The organism is Pseudomonas sp. R9.37, assembly GCF_963878885.1.
GTDB lineage: Bacteria > Pseudomonadota > Gammaproteobacteria > Pseudomonadales > Pseudomonadaceae > Aquipseudomonas.
In genome coordinates, this window is the sequence record NZ_CAWNZA010000022.1 from 735,616 (window position 1) to 752,410 (window position 16,795).

The following is a 16,795-nucleotide window of genomic DNA, read 5'->3' on the forward strand; positions in this document are numbered from 1 at the left end:
TGCACTGTGCCATTTACCTGGGTTGATTGGGCGATCGTTGCAATCGTCGCCATCTCCGCTTTGATCAGTCTAAGCCGCGGCTTCGTAAAAGAAGCACTGTCGTTGCTGACCTGGATCATCGCAGGAGTCGTAGCCTGGATGTTCGGTGGTTCATTGTCGGTTTATCTGGCCGGTTACATCGAGACACCTTCGGCTCGCGTCATCGCGGGCTGCGCCATCATGTTCATCGCCACGCTGCTGGTGGGGGCAATGGTCAATTATCTTATTGGCGAGTTGATACGTGTCACCGGCCTCTCCGGGACCGATCGATTTCTCGGCATGGCCTTCGGCGCTGCGCGTGGCGCGTTGCTGGTGGTCGTGGCGGTCGGGCTGTTGAGCCTGGGGCCGGTACAGCAGGATTCGTGGTGGCAGGAGTCGGTACTCGTGCCAAAATTTCTATTGGTTGCAGATTGGTCCAAGAACCTCATTCTGGGGTGGAGCAGTCAGTGGCTGGCCAGCGGAATCAGCGTACCCGCTGATCTTCCGTTCAAGGAACACCTCTTGCCGGCCAAAACGCCTCAGTAAGCAGTGTTCAGTCAAGATTCATTAAGTAGGGGTTGCGTCGCATGTGTGGCATCGTCGGTATCGTCGGTAAGTCGAACGTGAATCAGGCGCTGTATGACGCGCTAACCGTCCTCCAGCACCGCGGCCAGGACGCTGCCGGTATTGTGACCAGCCACGACGGCCGGTTATTCCTGCGCAAGGACAATGGCCTGGTGCGTGACGTGTTCCATCAACGTCACATGCAGCGCCTCGTCGGGCACATGGGCATTGGCCATGTGCGCTACCCGACTGCGGGCAGCTCGACCTCGGCCGAAGCTCAACCGTTTTACGTCAACTCGCCTTACGGCATTACCCTGGCGCACAACGGTAACCTGACCAACGTTGAGCAACTGGCCAAGGAGATTTACGAATCTGACCTGCGCCACGTCAACACCAGTTCCGATTCGGAAGTGCTGCTCAACGTGTTCGCCCACGAGCTGGCCCAGCGCGGCAAGCTGCAGCCAACCGAAGAAGACGTGTTCGCCGCCGTGACTGACGTGCACAACCGTTGCGTTGGTGGTTACGCGGTCGTGGCCATGGTCACCGGTTACGGCATCGTCGGTTTCCGCGACCCGCACGGCATCCGCCCGATCGTGTTCGGCCAGCGCCACACCGACGAAGGCGTCGAGTACATGATCGCCTCCGAAAGCGTGTCCCTGGACGTGCTCGGCTTTACCCTGATCCGCGACCTGGCCCCGGGCGAAGCGGTTTACATCACCGAAGACGGCAAGCTGCACACCCGCCAGTGCGCCGTGGCGCCGAAACTCACCCCGTGCATCTTCGAACACGTCTACCTGGCGCGTCCGGATTCGATCATCGACGGCGTTTCGGTGTACAAGGCGCGTCTGCGCATGGGCGAGAAGCTGGCCGAGAAAATCCTGCGCGAGCGTCCTGAGCACGACATCGACGTGGTGATCCCGATTCCGGACACCAGCCGTACCGCTGCGCTGGAGCTGGCCAACCATTTGGGCGTCAAGTTCCGCGAAGGCTTCGTCAAGAACCGCTACATCGGCCGTACCTTCATCATGCCGGGCCAGGCGGCGCGCAAGAAGTCGGTCCGCCAGAAGCTCAACGCCATCGAGCTGGAGTTTCGCGGCAAGAACGTGATGCTGGTGGACGACTCCATCGTACGTGGCACCACCTGCAAGCAGATTATTCAGATGGCCCGTGAAGCGGGCGCCAAGAACGTGTACTTCTGCTCCGCTGCGCCTGCTGTGCGGTACCCGAACGTGTACGGTATCGACATGCCGAGCGCCCACGAGCTGATTGCCCACAACCGTTCGACCCAGGACGTGGCCGACCTGATCGGCGCCGACTGGCTGATCTACCAGGACCTGCCGGACCTGATCGAAGCGGTTGGCGGCGGCAAGATCAAGATCGAGCAGTTCGATTGCGCCGTGTTCGACGGCAAGTACGTGACCGGCGATGTCGACGAGGCCTACCTGAACAAGATCGAGCAGGCGCGCAACGACTCGTCGAAGATCAAGACCCAGGCGGTCAGCGCGATCATCGATCTGTACAACAATTGAGTAAACACCGGCCCTGAGGGGCCGGTTTTGTATCTTAAATAAAGAATTGAGTAAGGAGTCGCAGCATGAGTCAGGAATGGGATGCCGGTCGGTTGGACAGCGACCTCGATGGCGTAGCTTTCGATACCCTGGCTGTGCGCGCCGGCCAGCACCGCACCCCGGAAGGTGAGCACGGTGACCCGATGTTCTTCACTTCCAGCTATGTGTTCCGCACCGCCGCCGACGCTGCCGCGCGGTTTGCCGGTGAAGTGCCGGGCAACGTCTACTCGCGCTACACCAACCCGACCGTCCGTGCGTTCGAGGAGCGTATTGCGGCCCTCGAAGGCGCTGAGCAGGCGGTGGCCACGGCGACCGGCATGGCGGCCATCCTCGCCGTGGTGATGAGCTTGTGCAGCGCTGGCGACCATGTATTGGTATCACGCAGTGTGTTCGGTTCGACCATCAGCCTGTTCGAGAAGTACTTCAAGCGCTTCGGTATTGAAGTGGACTACGTACCGCTGGCAGACCTGTCCGGTTGGGACGCGGCGATCAAGGCCAACACCAAATTACTGTTCGTCGAGTCGCCGTCCAACCCGCTGGCCGAGTTGGTCGACATCGCCGCATTGTCCGAAGTGGCGCACGCCAAAGGCGCGATGCTGGTGGTCGACAACTGCTTCTGCACGCCTGCATTGCAGCAGCCGTTGAAGCTGGGCGCAGACATCGTCGTGCACTCGGCCACCAAGTTCATCGACGGCCAGGGCCGTTGCATGGGCGGCGTGGTGGCTGGGCGTGGCGAGCAGATGAAAGAAGTGGTGGGTTTCTTGCGCACCGCCGGCCCGACCCTGAGCCCGTTCAACGCCTGGATCTTCCTCAAGGGCCTGGAAACCCTCAGTCTGCGCATGAAGGCCCATTGCGCCAATGCCCAGGCCCTGGCCGAGTGGCTGGAGCAGCAGGATGGCATCGAGAAAGTGCATTACGCCGGCCTCAAGAGCCACCCGCAACACGAATTGGCTCAACGCCAGCAGCGTGGTTTCGGCGCCGTGGTCAGCTTCGAAGTGAAGGGCGGCAAAGAGGGCGCCTGGCGCTTCATCGACGCCACTCGCTTGATTTCCATCACCGCCAACCTGGGCGACAGCAAGACCACGATCACGCACCCGAGCACCACCTCCCATGGTCGCCTGGCGCCGCAAGAGCGCGAAGCGGCCGGCATCCGCGACAGCCTGATCCGCATCGCGGTGGGCCTGGAAGATGTGGCCGACTTGCAGGCTGACCTGGCCCGCGGGCTGGCGGCCTTGTGATCGAGTGGTCCATGGATGCTGCGGCGGTCGGTAACGGCCGCGTCGCACTGGTGACCGGCGCGGCGCGGGGCATTGGTCTCGGGATCGCGGCGTGGCTGATTAGCGAAGGCTGGCAAGTGGTGTTGACCGACCTGGACCGCGAGCGTGGCTCCAAGGTGTCCAAGGTGCTGGGCGACAATGCCTGGTTTATTACCATGGACGTCGCCGACGAAAAACAAGTGGCCCAGGGTGTCGCAGAAGTACTGGGGCAGTTCGGGCGGCTGGACGCGTTGGTGTGCAACGCGGCGGTGGCCGACCCGCGCAATATCACCCTGGAAAGCCTCGACCTGGCGTATTGGAACCGCGTGCTTGCGGTGAACCTCAGTGGGCCGATGCTGTTGGCCAAGCACTGCGCGCCGTACCTGCGTGCCCATGGCGGTGCCATCGTCAACCTGGCATCGACCCGGGCGCGTCAGTCGGAGCCGGACACCGAGGCCTATGCGGCGAGCAAAGGCGGCCTGCTGGCCCTGACGCATGCCTTGGCCATGAGCCTGGGGCCGGAGGTGCGGGTCAATGCCGTCAGCCCCGGCTGGATCGATGCGCGTGATCCGGCGGCCCGGCGTGCCGAGCCGTTGACGGATGCCGACCATGCCCAGCATCCGGCGGGCAGGGTGGGTACGGTGGAAGACGTGGCGGCGATGGTGGCGTGGTTACTGTCGCGCCAGGCGGGGTTTGTCACCGGGCAAGAGTTTGTGGTGGACGGTGGCATGAGCAAGAAGATGATTTACAGCGAGTAGGGCAGATAGCCGTCTTGAAGCAATTTTGTCTTTTTCAGAAAAACTTCAAGCAGGCTATTGACTTAGGTCCGCTACCTGCGTAAATTTCGCGGCCTCAACGAAGCAAAGGGTGATTAGCTCAGCTGGGAGAGCATCTGCCTTACAAGCAGAGGGTCGGCGGTTCGATCCCGTCATCACCCACCACTTCTTGAGAGTTTTGCCTTAGGGCAAGACGCAACGTTAAAGGTTACACCGACGCGCAGCGGTAGTTCAGTCGGTTAGAATACCGGCCTGTCACGCCGGGGGTCGCGGGTTCGAGTCCCGTCCGCTGCGCCATATTTTCCAGGTTCGACATGTCGAGCTTGAGATTGAACAGCCCAGGCTGATCGATCAGATGTTTAAAGACGGTTGAGGGTTTACGCTCAGCCGGTCAAGCGATACGCAGCGGTAGTTCAGTCGGTTAGAATACCGGCCTGTCACGCCGGGGGTCGCGGGTTCGAGTCCCGTCCGCTGCGCCATATCTGCCTCAAGGTCCACTGAACGCCTTGAAGCACAAAGAAAGCCCTTGGCTGACTTTGATCCGATAGCAAAGACCCTGGTTGAGAGACCGGGGTTTTTTGTTTCTGCGATTTGGCTTTCGGCTGCAAGAGCCGGCAAGCCGGCTCCCGCTGCGTGGTCAGAACCCCAGTTTGTCCCGCAACCCGTAATACCAGGCGCCCAGCGCCGCAAATGGCGTGCGCAACAGTTGCCCGCCCGGGAACGGGTAGTGCGGCAGGTCGGCAAACGCATCAAATCGCTCCGCCTGACCTCTCAGTGCCTCCGCCAGCACCTTGCCTGCCAGGTGCGTGTACGTCACGCCATGGCCGCTGCAGCCTTGTGAGTAATAGATGTTGTCGCCCAGGCGACCCACCTGCGGCAAGCGCGACAAGGTCAGCAGGAAATTGCCGGTCCAGGCGTAATCAATTTTCACGTCCTTGAGCTGCGGGAAGGCCTTGAGCATCTTCGGGCGGATGATCGCTTCGATGTTGGCCGGGTCACGTGCGCCATACACCACGCCGCCGCCGAAGATCAGGCGCTTGTCGCGGGTGAGGCGGTAGTAGTCGAGCAGGTAGTTGCAGTCTTCGACGCAATAATCCTGAGGCAGCAGCGTCTTGGCCAGTTCATCACCCAGTGGGGCGGTGGTGATGACCTGTGTGCCGCAAGGCATCGATTTGGCCGCCAGCTCCGGCACCAGGTTCCCCAGGTAGGCGTTGCCCGCGACGATGATGAACTTGGCCCTGACCTTGCCTTCGGCGGTGTGCACCACCGGGTTCGCGCCGCGCTCGATGCGCACCGCAGCCGACTGCTCGTAGATCGTGCCGCCCAGGGATTCAACAGCCGCCGCTTCGCCCAGCGCGAGGTTGAGTGGGTGAATGTGCCCGCCGCTCATGTCGAGCAGGCCGCCGACGTAGTTATCACAGGCCACTACTTCGCGGATACGGCGTTCGTCCAGCAACTCAAGTTGCGTATGCCCGTAGCGTTCCCACAAGCGTTTCTGCGATTCCAGGTGGCCCATGTGCTTGCTGTTGAGGGCGGCGAACACGCCGCCATCCTTCAGGTCGCACTGGATCTGATATTTGGCCACGCGCTCGCGAATGATCCTGCCGCCCTCAAACGCCATCTGCCCCAGCAGCTGCGCTTGCTTGGGGCCGACGCTGCGCTCGATCACATCGATGTCGCGGCTGTAGCTGTTGACGATTTGCCCGCCGTTACGGCCCGACGCACCAAACCCCACCTTGGCGGCTTCCAGCACGGTGACGCGAAAACCGTTTTCCAGCAGAAACAGCGCGCTGGAAAGGCCGGTGTAGCCGGCGCCAATCACACACACATCGGTTTCGACGTCACCTTGCAGTACCGGGCGAGGCGGAACCGCATTCGCGGACGCGGCGTAATACGACTGGGGGTAGGGGGTGTTCGCCATCCTGGAACCTCTGTTTTATATTTTTTACGAGTGCGCCGATCCTACCTGAGTTGAAAATTGCCTGCCAGCCACCCGAAAATCACCGGTGCACCCGGCGCAAATAAATAATTCGCATATTCATAGGGTTAGCTGCAAAAAAGATGTTGACACCCCTCCGGAATTCCGTAGAATGCCGCCTCACAGCAGGCACGTAGCTCAGTTGGTTAGAGCACCACCTTGACATGGTGGGGGTCGTTGGTTCGAGTCCAATCGCGCCTACCAAACAAAATCCGCTCTGCTGGGCGGTCTAGAAGGGCTCACCGAAAGGTGGGCCCTTTTTTGTTGCCTAAGAAAACGTTCACAAATTATAGGCTTCGTTCACACAAGGCAATGTGAACGTAGATCTTTACCTCCCCTGTTCACACTCATATTTGTGAACGACTCTACCTAACCCATTGATATGCATGGCTCGTTCACTATCTTGTCTAGGTGGTGGTACGTTCGCAGGCTCACTCCCTTGCCCGTTGTTCGTACCTCACAAGGGCAGGCTGTCTAACCAACTGAGCTACGTGCCTGCTGTGAGGCGGATACGCCTGTCGGCCACGCTCAACACCCTACGCTCTGTGGTGAATCCTGAACGCTGTGTGTGCTGCTGTAGGGGTGGAGGGACGTCTCTCTAGGGGTGGGGCAGGGGGTGTGGGGTGGGGTGCTTATGTATGCAATGGGTCTTCTGAATTTCTAGCCAAATTCCCATGGTTCCAATAGTATCGTGAAAATTGAACGAGGTATCTTTTACATGGTTGACGGAGCATCGACTTTCCAAGCTTTTGTTAATTTTACAGTCTCTTTGTATTCTGAAAACAAAGGCGTTATTTCTTTTTTAAGTGGCGCTATAGTAGGTGGTATTCCTCATGTTTATAAGATATACAAATACTTTAGTGATAGGAAGGATCTAAAGGATCGAATCCGTGAGGAGTTGGTACAGGATGCTCATGAGAGCAGGGCGATGCTTAGCAAGGCTTTCAATCTTATTTCGGAAATGCGTGTAAAATCTGAAAGTGGTATGTTTTATAATCGTAATGGATTTTCAGTTTCTGTATACTTGGCTAAGGTTGAGCATGAGATTGTCAGGCCAGCTTTGCAAAGTGCTGAAGAGTTTTATCTTGCTGTAAGTGATAGCGATAGGGTCTCTTTGAAAAAACTGAAGGGGTATCGTATGCGAGCTAAGAAGATAAAGCATACCAATGAGTTGGCGTTAGAAGGATTTCAGGCTCGATTGCGCGAGCTAGGTGTGAGTGCCAATTTTGTAAAGTAGGTTGTGCGTTAGGTCGCTTAAGTATTCTGTTGTAGAGTTTGGCTTTTCTGAAGAAGAGTTTTGATATTGGCCCGGCTGAATCTCCTGGTTTAGTCAGCTTTATCTGCATGGAGGGCAGCATGATCGGATTTGGCTTGAGTCAAACAGTAAAGTGTGTTGTTGTTCTTGTATTATTATTGGTTTTCTTTGTGTGCTTTGACCGTGTTTATAATCGTAAGTACTATGCGTGCGTCGAATATCTTGCGACCTTGGGTCATACTCAAGTCAGCAGCTCCGGAACCTGCGCGATTCAAGTTAAATGATTTGAACGCCGGTCTCCAGGGGCAATGCACCCCTCCAGTCTTAATAAATAATTATCTTGTTTTGGTGTCTACAAGCTTCATTCGTCGAATGTCTGCTGCGTATTCCTCATCGATGCGCTTGCTAATGGCAACCTCACGCTCAACTTCCAATTTACGTGGTCGTCCTACTGGTCTTACGCTACCCGTAACCTTGAGCATCTCTTTTACAGCACTTATATTTCCGTTGACTAGCTCTTGTTTCAATATCTCAATCGACTTGTCGTGCCAATAGATGCGGTGTTCTTCTTTCCATCCCTGATCATCCGCATAGGTATCCAGGGTGAGCATACTAATCCCCAAGCGCTTAGCTAATACGCAATGGGAGTTTGTCTCAATGTATTCTGTCTTGTCTTCTTGTGTGAATTTCATAGTCTGGCTCTGTGTCGGATCATTATAAATAGGGAGAGTGAATAGCTCATGGTGTTAAGCGCTATAGCGGTCATGCTGTAATCTTGTTTGATCTGAAAGATTACTAGCTGGGTGTACTGTAGGCAAAGTAGTAGGGTTAGGAGTAGTGTCACTATCTAGTTGGCTCTTGCAATCTCAATTTCTCTTAGATCTAGCCTTGAGATATAACCTACTGCTTGCAAGGTTAAATTGTGATCGAGCGAGATTTTGTACAAGGCTTTGTAGTCTCCTCGCTTACTAATGATCTCCCTTGCTAAGCCCCTTTGGATGAAACGGCTATGAATTACTATCGAGGTTAAGTCTGGAATTTTTATCATGTCATTGTCTGTCATTTGATTTTCCTTTATTGATTGATTCTTAACGTCACGGTGTGACAGAAGCAAGAGCAAGAGCACGCCACGGAGTGGCATACGCATAAAGAAGGATCAAGAGCGATGTACTGGTAGGTGCTCTGTTTTTGATTCTCTCTTTAATGCGTGCTCTTTGTCAGCTTGCTGACGTTGCTCTTGATCTTAAATATTGAAGGTCAAAGTGTGAGATTTCTCTTAAGACTCTCTAAGGAAAACCTCACAGTTAATGGCTTATGATTTCAGCCATTTGGATACAGTGAAATTACTTACTCCCATAACTTGAGCGATCTTCCTAGCTGATAAGCCTTCAGATGATAGCGTCTTGGCGGTGAGGATATTACTTTCAGTCTTACCTTTGGCATTGCTAGTTGGAGCGAGTCTGGTTAAGTCTTTGAGAATGTAGTGGCACCCTGTTAAGTCGAACGCTAGGTGTCGCCCTGATTCTTCTGTAGGCACGAAGTGAATAGTAGGTCTGTCATTATTAAAAGTCCTGATACTGCTTCGTGTTGCTGCTTGGAATATGTATTCTCTGTAGCGTTCATTGCGTAATGCCTGCTTGCCTACAGAAATATCTACGGCCATCTTTGCTAGCATCTCAGAGTTGTTCCGATCATCGACAGGATTAGGATTGCCATGGATCAAGGAGAGCGTATGGTGTACGCCTGAGTATCCATTCAATCCCCTTGCATCAAAGGGCATACGTATTACGTTGGGATAGTCTTCAAAGGGGAACTTGCACCAGTCATGCACCTGAGCAAGGATGGGCTCACCTTGAACGAACTGGATAGCATCACGTAGTAGAGCATGCCCGTACACTTGTTCATTCCATTCCTCTGCTACATCACCATTGGGGAGCGTCAGTAGCATGGTCTTGCTTACCTTGCTTCCCCCAATTAGTGGGTATATGTAACTTGGGAACTTGTAGCTCCTGTGTTCTGGTGTGAACTTGGAGACTTCAAGCTTATATCCCTTGGTCAGAGCATGCTGATAGGCTAACGTACCAGTGACATTGGCACCTAGGATGTGAGTTTCTTGGGCAGCTTCATAGATTCCGCTTAAGTCAAAGTAATCAATTACCCTGATTTGCCACTTCCATCTGCTGTCTTTCTTGTCTTCGTATTCTTTGATGAACACATCAGCCTTACCCCTAAGGAGAGCACCGAGACAAGTGCAGATGGTTGACATACCCTTATCGTTTACTACATCAGAGTAGGTGGCTCTGGCTTCCTTTGTCATACCCTGCTTGATAAACGCTCTGGTGGAGACGCTATCAATCTCAATGAATTTCTCTAGGAAATTTGTATAAGCGTGGTCGCCAATATCCTTGGTTAGGTTGTTAGCGACAGAGGGTACTTCATCAATCACCACAATCCAATCTTGCAGGTAGCAAGGGTCAAGGTCTAGTAGTGTCTTATGCGTAATGACAAGCACCTTGGGGTCATCTTCAAGCAGCGTGCATTCTACTGTGTCAGTGACATTCTTATGCGTGTCACTGTTGATTACGCATACGTGATTGATACCTTTTGCTTGGATGCGTTTAACTACATCCTTTGACAGGACCTTGGTAGGCACAGCATACACGTACCGCTTGTAGGGATCAGAGTCTAGCTCTTTGATAAATTGTTCCGTCTTGCCTGTGCCGGGTGTAGCTTCAGCTACGAAAATGGTTTTGTTCTTATTCGGAATCAACCAGTTTTCCCTCTCCGATTAAGCTGTCTACAGTTCTAGTGATTTGTCGAGGATCAGTGAACGTGCCAGTTAGTTCTGTCGGGAAGAAGCTGGCGTCCACTACATACGTCACTTGATACAGGCCGTACTGACTCATGCCGTAGTCAACGCCTTTGTAATTCTTAACGCCATGGATGAGTTTGTTTTTCTCTGCGATGGAACAATCAATTGCATTGAGGGAAGAGCGGCGTTGTTCTAGTGCTTTAATTTCTGCTGGGGTGAGGTCTACTGCTTTCATTGTTATTGCCCTTGGTTGTAGTTAGCGCGGATAGCGGCCATCAGTACGGCTTGCTCTTTCTGGCTTGCGCCAGTAAGCATTGATTTAGTAGTGCCTGTTACGTTGCCAAACTCATCACGCTTAACCACGCTCTGCTTCGGCTGTTGCGCAAACCCTCTGTATGCGTTGTCCACATCAATCAGTTGTCGAACGAGTGGGTCTGCTTGATAAAGGTCTTCTGCCACTTTCTGTTTAGTAGCTTTCCACAGAGCTGTAGCATCCTTGGAAGAAGTGAGCGGATTACCTTTAGGAATGGGTGCGTCCTCAACTAGCTGATAGCCACGCTCAATAAGGTCTGTCAGCACTGCCATTGGGGTGTTACCTGTCTGACGTGCAAGCTCTTTAATTTCAGTCATTGTGACGGTGTTCATATGGTTCCTTAGAGTTCGATGACTCTGTATTGGTAGGGGGCGGTGTATAGTGGGCCTGATTTTCTACGCTCAATTACTCCGCCCGCTATAAGATCTTTGAGGATGTAATCTACAGCCCTTCGTGTAAGTGCTGTCGCCTTGCCGAATTCGCTAACAGATAATGTTGTCCATCCTTCCTCCTTGTATCCATTTTTAATCATTAGGTAGATTAATTTGCGCGTAAGGGTTTTTAGGCGAGCATGATGCAACGCCGCAATATCTTCTATTGTGGTAGTCATTTGTTTTTCTCATCTGGTGCTGGTAGGACTCAATGATTTTCAGTTGATGTGAGCGGGACCGCTAACCTGCATTCCCTGTGATATGGAAATTACAGGCATCAAGAAATCATTGCCGATACTACCTATACTGATTTTTGGGGGTAAAGGTCTACAAGCACCTTGCAAATAAGTTTCTATCTGTAACTCTGAGTCATGCCCATCCCATTACTCTCCACTATCTCAATGCCACTGTAAGCTTCTGTGAGGGCTTACAGCAGCAGTTGGCTATACTGGTGGCACTGCGTCTCCCATCGTCGTCCCTGCCGCACTACAGGGCGTTTAATCAATAAGGTGAAGTACATCCTTAGCGTTCAGGTGGGAGTATCTAGCTACAGACCTAGTGTCCCTGTGGCCCGACACAATCATTATCTGAGCGTTGTTGAATCCCTTCTTGGCAACGTTGGTGATGCGGGTGTGCCTTAACTGGTGAAGCCTGACGCTATCATCAAGACCCGCCTTGTTCCTTGCCAACCTAACCGCCTGAGACACTGCATGAGGCGTCACGATAAACAGTCGTCCTCTGTGTGCCTTGCTTGCTAGAGCTAGCCTCTGTGCTTCTTTCAGTAGTTCTATGGCACGCATGGTCAGGGGCACAGACCTAGTGCCGTTCTTACCATCAACTACGTCCGCTATACGTTCATCCAGGTGAAGGCATTGAGTTGTGAGCTTGAGCATTTCTGAGCGTCTCATGGCTGTCTCATAGGCCAGCTCCACGATTAGGGCCATGGTGGGGGAGAGCTTGTTGAGCAACTGTCTAAGCTCGCCAGCACTGATTACCTTGTCGCTCGACTTGTCTGGCTTGGGTAGCGCTATGTCACTTACGGGGTTGTGAATATCAATGAGCAGGCCGCGCTTAGCGAACCTGAAGAAACGAGACATGAACGCTAGCTGTATGCGACAGGTAGCAGGCTTGACCGTCTGTAGACGCTTCAGCTTGAAGTCATTGACTAGCTGAGGGGTGATGTCGTGGATTGACTGGGGGAAGGCTGCAAAGAGCTGATCAACAATCTTGAGAGCGTGGTCATAGCTCCCCTTGCCCTTGAGCATGGTTTCGCAATAGGTCATGCCAAGGGTGTACAGGGTGTGTGTCTGATGCGTCTTGGTGACAGCCTCTAGTTGATCTGCCCATGCTTGGGCCAGTGCCTGAGTGGGGAATGTTTTGGATTGCGGGGGGCTTCCTCTCAATCGAACCTGAGCGTTCCAGTTGCCAGAGGGAAGGGAGCGAATGTTAGCCATGGTTGACGCCTCATAATGTGAATGGGCGTTTCCTTAGGGCTATAGGCTACGTGGCCTAGCGCTTAGCAGGGTGGCTCTTGACATGGTGGGGGTCGTTGGTTCGAGTCCAATCGCGCCTACCAAACAAAATCCGCTCTGCTGGGCGGTCTAGAAGGGCTCACCGAAAGGTGGGCCCTTTTTTGTTGCCTGCGATTTACCAATGCCCCGTCCGGTGCCCGCCTTCTTGTTCAAATTGCCCTGAGTGCATCGGTACTGATCACATGCTGCGTGGACGTGGTTGAGGTTTACTCAAAATAGCCTATACCGGTGTGGGCGCGTTCGAGTGAGCGGCGTCGTGCTATTCTCGCGCGCACAAAAACAGACGGATTTGATCACGCTGCCAGCGAATGTGGCGTGACAGGGGCGCGAAAAGAACAATGAGAAAAGAACTGAGTGCTGGACTGGATTTCACCCGCATCATCGCTTGCTTCATGGTCGTTGTTCTTCATGTTTCCGCCACCGGGGTTGCAGCGTTCGGCCATGACTGGGCTTATTTCAATGCGTACGACTCCCTCGTCCGGTCGTGTGTGCCGCTCTTCTTGATGTTGTCGGGTGCGCTGCTGCTTGGCAGAGAGGAAGGGGTAAAGGCGTTTTATACAAAGCGCTTTATCAGGATATTCCCGCCGCTGATCTTCTGGTCGGTGTTCTATGTGCTGTGGAAGACGCGGTTGACGGGTGATTACAGCGGGTTAAGTGCCTCGATGGTTTCGGTGTTCAAGGGCCCTGCTTATTTTCACCTGTGGTACTTATATGCGCTGGTCGGGATCTACCTGTTTATTCCGTTCATGGCCAAGATCTACCGACATTCCACCGACGCGGAAAAACTCATCTATTTATCCATCTGGTTTGTTGTTGCCAGCGTTATTCCGTTGGTGACTTATTTTTATCCGGGTGTTGGCGATCTGGCCTCTGTATACGGGCTGTCGTCCTTTGCAGGGTTAAGCGGGTTCGTGTTTCTCGGGGCTTACGTGTTTGATCGAATACAGACGCAGCAAGCGCCCACCGTGCTTGTTGATGCCGCAGGATTTCTGATTTGTGCGGTGTGCACAGCGTTGGCCACGTATGGGTTGTCGTTGCGCGACGGCGTGCCCAATCAACTGTTTTTCTCTTACCTTTCGCCTTTTGTCGTGGTCGGCTCTATTTTCGGCTTTCGCCTGTTTGTTGAACTAGGCGCGCGCCTGGCCCGACATGCCAAGGTCTTGAATGTTCTGGCGGGCTCAACCCTGGGTGTGTACTGCTTGCATATCTTTGTGATGAATAGACTGAGCATCGTCTATGGGCCTTTGATCGAAGGGCATTCGATGCTCTGGATAATTCCCGCGCTGGTCTTCTCTCTCTTCCTCATCACACTTGTGCCGATATTCATTGCGCGGCTGTTCACGCCCTTGAGGCATATTATTTAAGATTCTCAGCGCGAATGCGGCCCCCGCGCGGTTATGCGCAGCGGAGGTTGAAAGGCATTACTGATGGGTCAGCAGAACAGCGTGGCAACCGACAACAGGCAGATGATTTGAACAACCATCTGGCAGCGTATTTCACCATTTGTTGTCGTCATATTCATTTGTCCGGCGTACATAGCGGCTACCTCTTGGTCGGCAATACTGCCGTGAGCGGTGCGCAAAACGCGCCACCGCTCAATGGAGTATAGGTCTGGAACAGGATTCTTCACGGTCCCGTCGTTTTGGCGCGATTCAGCACGCTTTCCCCGGCGCCCACCGGTAAACGATACACGTCAATCAATCCCACGAGCCCAAGCAGCGCCACGCCCACGAAGGCCACCCGAAAGTCCCCGACGGCCGCGTGCACGGCGTGCCCTTGCACGGCCATCGACGCCCGTAGCAACAGCGCCGCCATGGAAACCCCCAGACCCATCGCTAGCTGGAACGCCATGCTGAACAGCGCCGACGCCTCGCTCATCCGCGCCTTGGGGACGTCGGCGAAGCCGATCGAGTTGTAGCAAGTAAACTGCATCGACCGTGACAGCCCACCCACGAACAGCACGGCCGCCATCAGCGGCAACGGCGTTTGCACCGTGAACAAGGCGCAGGCGGCAACCAATGCGACGCCAATGGCGCCATTGACCAGCAGCACCGGGCGAAACCCGAAGCGTTGCATGATTGGCGTCGTGAAGGGTTTCATTGCCAGGTTGCCGGCAAACACCGCCAGCACCAGCAAGCCGGCATCCACCGGAGAAAGGCCGAAACCCACTTGAAACAACAAGGGCAGCAGAAAGGGCAGGGCGCTGATGGCGAGACGGAACAGCGACCCGCCAAGAATACTCACGCGAAAGGTGCCGATGGACAGTGCCTGAAGCGGTAATAACGGTTCAGCATGCTGGCGGCAATGACGCACGGCCCATGCTGCGAGCAACGTGCCCGTGGCCACCAGTACAAAACCCGGGATCAGCGTTTCGCTGGTTTGGTTGCCCAGCCATTCCAGCCCGCCAAGCACTGCCACACACGCACCGGCCAGCAGCACAAAGCCTTTGGCGTCGAACCGCCGTACGCTGGCCTCGCGCCCCTTGGGGACCAGCCACAAGGCGGCAACCAGGGCCAGTATCCCCAGAGGCAGATTCACGTAAAAAATCCACGGCCACGTTGCGTGGGTCACGATCAAACCACCCACCACCGGCCCTAGAATCGGCGCGACCAGCCCAGGCCAGGTGATCACCGCAATCATGTTCACCAAGTCTTTTTTGTCGGTATTGCGCAGCACCGCCAGGCGCCCCACCGGCACCATCAGCGCACCGCCCACGCCTTGCAGCACGCGGGCGATCACGAACATCTCAAGGCTCTGGCTCAACCCGCAAAGCAGCGAAGCCAGGGTGAAGATGATGATCGCAGCGGCGAACACCCGACGTGCGCCAAAGCGGTCGGCGATCCAACTGGACAGCGGGATGAAGATCGCCACGGCAAGAATGTACGCGGTGATGCCGATATTCATGTCGACCGCCGTGACCCCGAACGCCGACGCCATGGTGGGCAAGGCGGTGGCGATGACGGTGGCATCGAGGTTCTCCATGAAAAAGGTCACGGCGACCACCAGGGCGATCAAACGGGTCTGTACGCTTGAAACAGGTGTAACGGATGAAGTCACCGGCGTTGGCCTTTTTCAGTGAAGGTCGATCGCACTCGACAATACCGGGTCAGCCCTGGGCCCGCACGCTCGAATTACCGCGTCTGCGTCACCTTCTTCAAATACCGCGGCTGATCCGGATTGCGCCCGCGCGCCTCAGCCAGCTGCGCTGCGCTCAGATAGAACCCTTGAATCATCGTGAAGGGCTCCAGTAGCGCATGTGCGGTCGGCACGCTGGGCAACAGGCCTTCGCAAACCGTACCGCGCGGCGCCACCACCAACACGCGGGCACCGCGGGCGCGCATTTCCGCGGCAAAAGCCAGGGTGCCCGGTTGCTCCGGGCCGCTGGGCGCGAAGACCAGCACCGGGTAGCCCTCTTCGATGATCTCCATCGGGCCATGGCGCACTTCCGCGCTGGAAAAAGCTTCAGCCTGGATGCCGGAAGTTTCCTTGAGTTTCAGCGCAGCCTCCTGGGCTATCGGCAACGCCGCGCCGCGACCGATCACAATCATTTTGTCGGCGTTTGTGAGCATGCCAAGCAGTGGCGACCAGTCCTCGGCAGCAGCGTTATGCAGGTGGCCCGGCAAGTGTTGCAGAGCCTCGCTCAGCCCGGTGTCGATGGCCAGCGCATCTGCCAGGCTGGCGACCGCCAGGGCGCCGGCCATTAACATCGCCACGTAGCTTTTGGTGGCGGCCACACTCTGTTCCAGGCCGGCAGGCAGCAGGATTTCATGCTCGCTCATGGCCGCCAGCGGTGAGCCGGCGGTGTTGACCAGCGCCACCGAATGCGCGCCGCGCTGATGCAGGTAATGCACGCTGTCAATCAGGTCGGGGCTTTTGCCGGACTGGGAAAATGCCGCGACCCAGCTGTTCTTCAAGCGCAGCGGCGGTTGTTGCAAGCTGACCAGTGACAGGGGAATCGACACGCTGGGGATGCCGACCTGACTCATCAGTGCATAGCTGAAATACGCGGCGGCATGGTCGGAGCTGCCGCGCGCGACGGTGATCATCAACTCGGGCAGCGTCTGCGCCCATTGCCGGGTCAGCGCATGGATCGCGCTGTCATCCTCGAGCATGCGCTGCACGATCGCCGGGGTGGACAAGGTCTCACTCAACATCAATGACATGATTAAACTCCTGGCGCGTCGAGGGTCTTGCCGGCCGCGATCAGTTGCTGCGCAAGGGCGTTCAGCCCGGCGGCGTCCATCGCCATGCTCAAGGCGCCCCACAGTGGCGCATCGTGGGCGAAGTGCGCA

At 55.3% G+C, this 16,795-nt stretch carries 15 protein-coding genes and 4 tRNA genes; 10 read left to right on the forward strand and 9 right to left on the reverse strand.

Features of this window, described 5'->3' with window-relative positions; genetic code table 11:
* Window positions 1-6 precede the first annotated feature (6 nt).
* From AACU78_RS15585 to AACU78_RS15615, 7 genes are all read left to right on the forward strand, one after another.
* A complete protein-coding gene (locus tag AACU78_RS15585) occupies window positions 7-564 on the forward strand; it encodes a CvpA family protein (protein WP_003192538.1) in 558 nt (185 codons plus the stop codon).
* Window positions 565-605: 41 nt separating this feature from the next.
* Window positions 606-2,111: an amidophosphoribosyltransferase gene (gene purF / locus AACU78_RS15590; protein ID WP_058426877.1), complete on the forward strand. Its 1,506-nt coding sequence runs from the start codon at window positions 606-608 to the stop codon at window positions 2,109-2,111.
* 65 nt (window positions 2,112-2,176) lie between these two features.
* Complete coding sequence (locus AACU78_RS15595) at window positions 2,177-3,388, forward strand: O-succinylhomoserine sulfhydrylase (RefSeq protein ID WP_099583998.1); 1,212 nt, start codon at window positions 2,177-2,179, stop codon at window positions 3,386-3,388.
* 11 nt (window positions 3,389-3,399) lie between these two features.
* On the forward strand, window positions 3,400-4,164 hold the full coding sequence (locus tag AACU78_RS15600; RefSeq protein WP_106576690.1) for an SDR family oxidoreductase: 765 nt from the start codon (window positions 3,400-3,402) through the stop codon (window positions 4,162-4,164).
* A 107-nt stretch (window positions 4,165-4,271) separates the two neighbouring features.
* Window positions 4,272-4,347: transfer RNA gene (locus AACU78_RS15605), tRNA-Val, on the forward strand.
* A gap of 55 nt (window positions 4,348-4,402) precedes the next feature.
* Window positions 4,403-4,479, forward strand: a tRNA-Asp gene (locus AACU78_RS15610).
* 105 nt (window positions 4,480-4,584) lie between these two features.
* Window positions 4,585-4,661: transfer RNA gene (locus AACU78_RS15615), tRNA-Asp, on the forward strand.
* A gap of 158 nt (window positions 4,662-4,819) precedes the next feature.
* Here the strand turns inward: AACU78_RS15615 and AACU78_RS15620 are convergent.
* Window positions 4,820-6,103: an NAD(P)/FAD-dependent oxidoreductase gene (locus AACU78_RS15620; protein ID WP_106576691.1), complete on the reverse strand. Its 1,284-nt coding sequence runs from the start codon at window positions 6,101-6,103 to the stop codon at window positions 4,820-4,822.
* Window positions 6,104-6,287: 184 nt separating this feature from the next.
* On the opposite strand from AACU78_RS15620, the gene AACU78_RS15625 reads away from it, so the two are divergent.
* Together AACU78_RS15625 and AACU78_RS15630 are read left to right on the forward strand one after the other, a co-directional pair.
* Window positions 6,288-6,364, forward strand: a tRNA-Val gene (locus AACU78_RS15625).
* 487 nt (window positions 6,365-6,851) lie between these two features.
* Window positions 6,852-7,397, forward strand: coding sequence for a hypothetical protein (locus AACU78_RS15630; RefSeq protein WP_146151416.1), 546 nt, complete (start codon window positions 6,852-6,854; stop codon window positions 7,395-7,397).
* Window positions 7,398-7,750: 353 nt separating this feature from the next.
* Here the strand turns inward: AACU78_RS15630 and AACU78_RS15635 are convergent, their stop codons facing one another.
* The 6 genes from AACU78_RS15635 to AACU78_RS15660 form a co-directional block, all read right to left on the reverse strand.
* The gene (locus AACU78_RS15635) at window positions 7,751-8,107 is read right to left on the reverse strand and encodes a hypothetical protein (RefSeq protein ID WP_094953091.1); all 357 of its coding nucleotides are present in this window, start codon (window positions 8,105-8,107) and stop codon (window positions 7,751-7,753) included.
* A gap of 620 nt (window positions 8,108-8,727) precedes the next feature.
* Window positions 8,728-10,185 carry a DEAD/DEAH box helicase family protein gene (locus tag AACU78_RS15640; RefSeq protein WP_106576694.1) on the reverse strand — a complete coding sequence of 486 codons (1,458 nt, stop codon included), beginning with the start codon at window positions 10,183-10,185 and terminating at the stop codon, window positions 8,728-8,730.
* Window positions 10,172-10,462 (reverse strand): hypothetical protein, encoded by a 291-nt coding sequence (locus AACU78_RS15645; protein ID WP_106576695.1) that lies wholly within the window; start codon window positions 10,460-10,462, stop codon window positions 10,172-10,174. The genes AACU78_RS15640 and AACU78_RS15645 overlap by 14 nt, the downstream gene beginning before the upstream one ends.
* Window positions 10,463-10,464: 2 nt before the next feature.
* Entirely contained in the window at window positions 10,465-10,872 is a 408-nt protein-coding gene (locus tag AACU78_RS15650) for a hypothetical protein (RefSeq protein ID WP_106576696.1), read from the reverse strand.
* Between the two features lie 8 nt (window positions 10,873-10,880).
* Window positions 10,881-11,150 (reverse strand): hypothetical protein, encoded by a 270-nt coding sequence (locus AACU78_RS15655; protein WP_146151417.1) that lies wholly within the window; start codon window positions 11,148-11,150, stop codon window positions 10,881-10,883.
* Window positions 11,151-11,468: 318 nt separating this feature from the next.
* Window positions 11,469-12,425 carry a tyrosine-type recombinase/integrase gene (locus AACU78_RS15660; protein ID WP_106576697.1) on the reverse strand — a complete coding sequence of 319 codons (957 nt, stop codon included), beginning with the start codon at window positions 12,423-12,425 and terminating at the stop codon, window positions 11,469-11,471.
* Window positions 12,426-12,841: 416 nt separating this feature from the next.
* On the opposite strand from AACU78_RS15660, the gene AACU78_RS15665 reads away from it, so the two are divergent.
* Window positions 12,842-13,867, forward strand: a complete 1,026-nt coding sequence (locus AACU78_RS15665; protein WP_158266153.1) for an acyltransferase — start codon at window positions 12,842-12,844, stop codon at window positions 13,865-13,867.
* A gap of 262 nt (window positions 13,868-14,129) precedes the next feature.
* On the opposite strand, the gene AACU78_RS15670 is transcribed toward AACU78_RS15665, so the two are convergent.
* Together AACU78_RS15670 and AACU78_RS15675 are read right to left on the reverse strand one after the other, a co-directional pair.
* The gene (locus tag AACU78_RS15670; RefSeq protein ID WP_106576721.1) at window positions 14,130-15,485 is read right to left on the reverse strand and encodes an MFS transporter; all 1,356 of its coding nucleotides are present in this window, start codon (window positions 15,483-15,485) and stop codon (window positions 14,130-14,132) included.
* 149 nt (window positions 15,486-15,634) lie between these two features.
* Window positions 15,635-16,666, reverse strand: coding sequence for an SIS domain-containing protein (locus AACU78_RS15675; protein ID WP_106576699.1), 1,032 nt, complete (start codon window positions 16,664-16,666; stop codon window positions 15,635-15,637).
* Window positions 16,667-16,795 lie beyond the last annotated feature (129 nt).